The organism is Photobacterium sp. SP02 (assembly GCF_038519165.1).
GTDB lineage: Bacteria > Pseudomonadota > Gammaproteobacteria > Enterobacterales > Vibrionaceae > Photobacterium > Photobacterium halotolerans.
This window is the reverse complement of record NZ_JASJOJ010000055.1, coordinates 21,036-27,903: the sequence shown is the minus strand read 5'-3', so window position 1 is coordinate 27,903 and position 6,868 is coordinate 21,036. Positions and strand designations below refer to the sequence as shown.

The following is a 6,868-nucleotide window of genomic DNA, read 5'->3' as shown; positions in this document are numbered from 1 at the left end:
GTTCATTCAGGTGGAACGCCACCGAGGCCATGCTGCCATAGTGCTGTGTATGCCACTTATGCGGCGACCTTGAAGGATAACTTTAGCCTGAAAGGTGAAGAGCATCTCACTGCGTTTTTATCCTCCCCCGGCGTTATTCGTCGGTTCTGTAAGCACTGCGGAGCCAGCGTACAGTGGCTGGACAGCGGTAAATACAGTAATGAGTGGGTGACCTTTTCGCTCCCTTTACTGGATACACCTTTTATTCCTAAGAAACAAAAACATATTTATACCGATGATAAGCTCGTTTGGTTAGCGGTTTGTGATGCGCATAAACAATATCCCAAAGGATGCGAATAAGTCTTTCTTCTGCACTTTTCACTAAAAAAAGTGAGAGTTAGTGCAATCAATCAGGTTTCGACCGTTGATTTGGCTCTCAATTACAGTAATGCTACAGAGTGGTGTGCAACTTGGTTCATTCTGGTAATGTGTTGTGGTGATGTATTGCTCGGCCTGTGGTTGAAAAAAGAATCAATCTTTTCAGTATTACGTCATGGTTTCCGTGCCTTACTGAATGCCATTTTGCGTACTGCTGCATCTGTATAAACATCGTATAAATTTGTCCGTTATAAAGGAAGATCATGCTCATCAAACGGCCAGACTCCCGGTATCAACTTAAACCGTTTACCGCGCAGGACTATTCATTACTCATGGATTGGGTAACGGATGAGGAGTTTAATTTGCTTTGGGGAGGGCCTGTCTATCAGTTTCCTCTGACTTTAGATCAGATTGAGAAACATGTTTCTCGGCCTGAAGTCCATCCCTATTTATTTCAGGTCGCAGGCCAGACAAAAGGTTATATAGAGTTATACCAATCATCGCCAAAGCAGTGCCGGCTTTGTCGCGTATTAGTGGCGAATGAGTCGGATCGCGGTCAGGGATATGGCCGGGTGCTGCTGGATATGGCGGTGGAGAAAGCCGAGTCTGAGTTCGGTGCTGAAGCGGTATCACTGGCGGTGTTTGAGCACAATTTTCGTGCGGTAAATTGTTATCGCGGGATGGGCTTTGAAATCTACCAGGCTGACAGGGCGACTCGCGTTTTTAATGGTGAACCCTGGACGTTACTGCAAATGAAGAAGTTATTGTAACTATCCGGTTCGGCTTGCAGAGACACTCAGTGCTACTCTCAATAAAGAATGACTGAATAACTCTTCTTTGGTTGTGATGCTAACGTATCTTGGCCGGTGCCTTGGTTGTCCGGCCAGATTTGCCGCCCCCTATGATGAGGTATGCCCATGAGCTTGGAACAATTCAAATATGTCAGCTATATCGCGGCAAAGGATACCGATGTCTGGAATGCTTTGCTGGATCCGAAAATGACACAGCAATACTGGGGCCATGTGAATGAATCTGACTGGAAGGTGGGCAGCCGGTGGGCACATATCCGGGCTGATGGCTCCGAAATTGAAGACGTGACAGGAAAAGTGCTGTTGATTCATCCCCCTCACCATTTAGTGCTGAGCTGGCAGGAAACCGGTGGGCACCATGGTGTCATGCATTCCTCCCAGGTGAGTGTTGCGCTGGAAAACCTGGGTGAAGACACCCGGATAACGGTTATCCACAGTGATTTACAGTCGGGTTCCCTGAGCTATCAGGATGTCAGCGATGGCTGGCCTGCGGTGATCTGCAATTTAAAAACCTTGCTGGAAACGGGTCATGTGATGGCCAGTGATATTTGGTCGGCCAATTAGCAACAGCTTACTGACGTTTGGTGAAGCCTGGTGCGGCATCAGAAGCAGGGTGTTCAAGGTTGGTGATTGGGTACGGATGCTCTGCTTTAAATTGCTGTTTCATTTCATACATAGCAAAATCCGCCTCCTGCAATAGTTCTGACAGGCTTTTGCTGCCTGGAGTATAAACGCTCAGACCGATACTGGCCGAGAGCGATAATTCGCGATGGAGGAGCTGGATGGGGATTTTGAGTACGTGGTCCAGCGTGTTCATCAGAAAATTCGATACATACTCCTGATTGACCGATTGAGGGAAAACCTGAATCACAGCAAACTCATCGCCACCCATCCGGGCGACGTACATACCATCGTGTGTCAGGTTATCAAGCCTGCGCGCGATCGTTTTTAGCAACTGATCCCCGGCACCATGCCCCAGCGTATCATTCACTTCTTTGAACCCGTTCAGGTCAATCAGGAAAAATGCAAAATCATTACCGGATTTCTCCAGATCTTTTAATTTTCTGTTGAGCCACAGCCGGTTATGAATGCCAGTCAAAGAGTCATACATTGCCAGCTGGTGGTGTGTTTTAGACTCTTTCATCAGTAAGTAAATCATCATGATGCCAATCAACAAGGTTGAAAACAGGGAGGCATGAATTAACCAGCGCAGAGAAATAAACCTGTCCAGTTTCGAACGTAATACATTGTTTGTGAAAAGAAATGTTTTCAATGCATAGCTCATTAATTGATCGTAATTATCTTTGATCATCAAGGTCAGTTCAGCCACGTTCTGTGTGGTGAGCTGTTGCAGCGATGCTTCGTAGCCTTTGACGATCTGATAGTGATGATTAAACGACTGCAGTGAGCCAAAGGTGCTGTGAAGGCGGTTCACCTGGCTGTTGACCTGAATGGAATTAAAGCGGCTTAACAGTATCTCATACTGGAGTAACACATCGTTATTATCAGCACGCCCGGCTTCATAACTTTGAAGCTGGTAAATTAACTCGCTGTATTCATCACTCAGTTGCATCATGAACCAGCTGGCCAGATTCTGATCTTTGCTGACTGATTCAGCATTGGATTCCAGAGAGCTGACAGACACGAAAGTAAACACAATAAGCAGGGGGGCCGCAAAAAAAAGCAGCTTTTTCATCAACGGCATTCCGGCTAAGTGAAAAACTTTTAATGATTTCAAAGGTAACACGTCATGGCACCACATTAATTTCGTTTATTTGCCAGACCATTTTTTCTAAGAAGCCCTTATCAATGAGGTCCGGGTGCGTGTCTAGCGCAAAAATAAGCCAGAAAGGGCCGTAATCACGTACTCTCATCCACTCATCATTGTGACGTATCGCCAGTACAGGTTGATATTTTTTCATATCCTGCCAGTTTAACTCGGCGGTAAATTGATTCAGTGCCGTCAAATGTATAGTGCCGGGTTTCAGCTGATAGTGGTTTAACAAGGCTTGCAGGTTAACGCCGGAAAATGTTGCTTTGCCATTGACCCAGGGCATGGAGGTGGTGATGGATTCCTGTGGAAGGCTGGCGATATCGTCTTGTGTCAGGCGCACTTCTATGGGCGCATTTTCCGCCGACTGCCCTTTAAGCGTTAACGGAGGTGAAGTGAGGGCAAAAACAGGAAAAACAACAACAAAACCTGCAAACAGCAGGCCTGACAAGAGGAGATTGGAAAGCGGTGAAATATACTTCCTGGGAATCACATATCCCTCAGCTTTGTAGGTGATTAGTGCGTAAATACAAAGATAGCTATATAAAAGCGCAAAGCAATACTTTTCTCGTATGAATGAAAGTGAGGTAATTATTTCATATTTGAATGGTTTGCGGTTTTTACCGCTGAAATTTCGGGTTTCCTGGATTTTTTATGATGCGGTTACGGCTTTTTATAGTATTTATCCACGCCCATCCGGTGTGATCCTTGTTCAAAAGATAGAATGTTGTAAGCGGTTGCATATAAGAAGTTCCCACTTTAGTTTATGTCTGTTCTGGAAAGTCAGACAAAGATATCTGTATTTTCAGGCGGCTGGCGATTAAAGCTAACAGTGATTTTTTCATGTTTCTACTTATGTGTTTGGCGCTATTTATCTCGCTGGCTGAACCTTCAAATTAAAGTAACGGGCTGAACATATAAAAGCACTGTTCAAGAAATTTATGGCCTAAAGAACGTTCACGCCATTTTGCCGGATCAATCCGGGTGGATTGTCTTATATATTGTTGCTGCAATTGTGCTAATTGCTCTGTAAAAACCGGATTATCTACCGCGAGCGTCACTTCAAAATTCAGCCACAGACTTCGCATATCCAGGTTGACTGTGCCAATCAGGCAGTGGGTGTCATCAACGACAACCGATTTAGTATGGAGCAGACCGCCGTTAAACCGGTGAATAAACACACCGGCATTGAGAAGTTCGGCAAAAAACGAGCGGCTGGCCCATTCCACCATCACAGAGTCGTTTTTGGCGGGAATGACAATGTGAACCTCTGTCCCTCGTTCCGCGGCACTGATCAGCGCATGTAACAAGTGCTCGCTGGGTACAAAATAGGGGGTAGTGATGACCACGCGCTCTCTGGCCTGGTAAATACTGATTAACAGAACCTGATGGATGATTTCATCCGGCATACCCGGCCCGGACGGAATCACCTGGATCATATCGATGTTGCCAGCAGGCGGGGTTGCGTCGCATTCAGGAACGGGGGGTAAATAGCGTTGCCCGGTTTCGACTTCCCAGTCCCAGGCCTGAATGCAATTGAGCACCGAAACGGCTGGGCCGGTGACACGCACCATCACATCAATCCATTGCCCGACACCGGCGTCTGTTTTGAAAAAGGCCGGATCGACCAGATTCATGGAGCCGGTATAGGCAATCTGCGCATCGATGACAACAATTTTACGGTGCTGCCGGATATCCAGTCTTCGCAGGAACATACGTAACGGGCTGACAGCCAGCGCTTCTGTTAATTCGATTCCGGCGTGCTTCATCAAACGCGGCCAGTGGGAACGGAAAAAACGCATACTGCCGGCGGAATCCAGCAGTAATCTGACTTTAACACCACGTTTAGCGGCAAGAATTAATGCCGTTGCCACTTCGTCGGCCAGGCCGCCCGGATGCCAGATGTAAAATTCCAAATGAATAGCGCGATGGGCCTGCTGGATGTCTGAAATCAGCGAGCGCAGAATGGTTTGCGGGGTGTCCTGCAATGTCATGCTGTTACCCACCAACGCCGGAATGCCGAGGCGGTTCTGACACAGGTCGTGAATAGGTTTGGTATGCAGGTTCATCAGCTGCGGCTGATGCCCCGGGCAGTTATACAGTTGCTTAAACCAGCTGGCGAAGGGCTCAAACATTTCTTCGGCACGTAGTGCCCGTTTTTTGCCAAGATTGAGCTCACCAAATAAGAGGTAGGCAATGATGCCACCAATAGGAATGATGTAGATAATCATCAGCCATGCCAGTGACACGCCCACAACACGACGTTTAAATACCACCCGCATAGTGACAGCCGCAATGGCCACCCAATAAATAAACAGGCTGAGCCAGGCTAAGACTTGATAAACGTGATCCATAAAAGCGGCTTGTCTCTTTCTATATGCATACCTGCGCTCTATTTTGCACCCGAATCTCAGTAAAACATAGGGTTAAGCGAAAACTTGACACACTTTATATTGCCGCATGTATCAATAGTGAAGGCGTTTTACGCTGAGAAATGTCTTATCTTGTAAGAGCCCCTTGTTATTTGAGTATCGTGTATGGCGAACAGAGCGCAATTCAGCTCCCGCATTGGTTTTATTCTGGCGGCGGCCGGCTCCGCGGTCGGGCTGGGTAATATCTGGGGGTTTCCGACTCAGGCGGCCAGCAATGGCGGCGCGGTATTTCTGATGGTTTATCTACTGATGGTGTTTGCGCTGGCTTATCCTTTGCTGGTGGCCGAGCTGACCATTGGACGCTACGGCAGTGCCGATCCCATCACCTCGCTGCGTAAAGTCTGGCCACGACAGAAAGCCCTGATGGGGCTGGTCGGGCTGGCGGGCATGATAGCTGTATCGCTGATACTGAGTTTCTACGCGATTGTTGCCGGTTGGCTGCTGGGGTATTTGCTGGCGCCGATTTGTGAGGCGGTGGGGCTGGTTTCATTGGCTCACTGGCTGGAAGCGTTTGGCAGCGGCCGTAACCTGATACTCATGCTGGTCTTTATGTGGCTGACCGTCATGGTCGTCAGGAGCGGGGTTGCCGATGGCATCGAAAAATGGTCCACCCGCCTGATGCCTGTACTGCTGCTGCTGTTCGTGGTGATGGTGATGTATATATTGACGCAGGACGGTGCCTGGGACGGGCTGAAGCTGTACCTGATCCCAGATTTCAGCCATTTGTCTCCCAAGCTGATTGTCAGTGCCATGGGGCAGGCGTTTTTTTCTCTTTCTCTTGGGGTGTGCACTATGATGGTGTACGGCTCCTACCTGAGTAAGTCCGCGAATCTACCGAAAACTGCCGCGCAGGTTGCACTGCTCGATACCGCTGTAGCTTTTATCGCCGGGCTGCTGATCCTGCCGGCTATGTTTGTGGCCCAGCATAACGGCGTGGTGATTTACGACGAGAGCGGGGCATTACTGGCGTCAGATACGCTGGTATTCAGCGTGCTGCCGACCATGTTCGACACCATGGGGCCGGTGGGCATGATAGTCGGTATCCTGTTTTTCGTGCTGATGATCATTGCGGCGCTTACCTCTTCCATATCTATGCTGGAGGTGCCCGTCTCTTGCGCCATTGAAGAGCTGAACCAGAGCCGCAGTACCGCCGTCTGGTGGATAGGCGGGTTAATCTGTGTCATCTCGGCGGTTATTGTGTTTAATTTTGACGCTTTGTTCGGCCGGGTCGTGACCATGACCACAGCCTATGCGCAGCCGATTATCGGCATGATTTTTGCGCTGCTGGTGGGGTGGGTCTGGCACAGAGACAAAGTGTTGCAAGAGATCCGCAAAGGCTATCCGGCCGTCGAGTCGGGCCTGTTCTGGCGGATCTGGCCCTGGTATGTGCGTATTGTCTGTCCGGTTCTCATGCTGCAGGTCTTTTTCCTTCAGTAACAGATGGCATCACAAGGCTGGCGTCATGCGGCAGAGCGGGTATACTGCCGCTTTCCTGAGTC

Annotated in this window: 7 protein-coding genes; 4 read left to right on the top strand and 3 right to left on the bottom strand. The window is 48.7% G+C overall.

The annotated features are described in order from the left end of the window. The 3 genes from P0Y67_RS18255 to P0Y67_RS18245 form a co-directional block, all read left to right on the top strand. A partial coding sequence (locus P0Y67_RS18255; RefSeq protein WP_446728855.1) for a GFA family protein occupies positions 1–339 on the top strand: 339 nt, incomplete at its 5' end. A 281-nt stretch (positions 340–620) separates the two neighbouring features. Beyond that, a complete protein-coding gene (locus P0Y67_RS18250; RefSeq protein ID WP_342393040.1) occupies positions 621–1,127 on the top strand; it encodes a GNAT family N-acetyltransferase in 507 nt (168 codons plus the stop codon). A gap of 147 nt (positions 1,128–1,274) precedes the next feature. Next, positions 1,275–1,730: an SRPBCC domain-containing protein gene (locus tag P0Y67_RS18245; RefSeq protein WP_342393039.1), complete on the top strand. Its 456-nt coding sequence runs from the start codon at positions 1,275–1,277 to the stop codon at positions 1,728–1,730. 7 nt (positions 1,731–1,737) lie between these two features. Here the strand turns inward: P0Y67_RS18245 and P0Y67_RS18240 are convergent, their stop codons facing one another. The 3 genes from P0Y67_RS18240 to cls form a co-directional block, all read right to left on the bottom strand. Further along, positions 1,738–2,862: a GGDEF domain-containing protein gene (locus P0Y67_RS18240; RefSeq protein WP_342393038.1), complete on the bottom strand. Its 1,125-nt coding sequence runs from the start codon at positions 2,860–2,862 to the stop codon at positions 1,738–1,740. 52 nt (positions 2,863–2,914) lie between these two features. Next, positions 2,915–3,430, bottom strand: coding sequence for an oxidoreductase (locus tag P0Y67_RS18235; RefSeq protein WP_342393037.1), 516 nt, complete (start codon positions 3,428–3,430; stop codon positions 2,915–2,917). A gap of 403 nt (positions 3,431–3,833) precedes the next feature. Then, positions 3,834–5,291: a cardiolipin synthase gene (gene cls / locus P0Y67_RS18230; RefSeq protein ID WP_342393036.1), complete on the bottom strand. Its 1,458-nt coding sequence runs from the start codon at positions 5,289–5,291 to the stop codon at positions 3,834–3,836. 183 nt (positions 5,292–5,474) lie between these two features. Between cls and P0Y67_RS18225 the strand changes: the two genes are divergently transcribed. Next, the gene (locus P0Y67_RS18225) at positions 5,475–6,806 is read left to right on the top strand and encodes a sodium-dependent transporter (RefSeq protein ID WP_342393035.1); all 1,332 of its coding nucleotides are present in this window, start codon (positions 5,475–5,477) and stop codon (positions 6,804–6,806) included. The last annotated feature ends 62 nt before the right edge of the window (positions 6,807–6,868 follow it).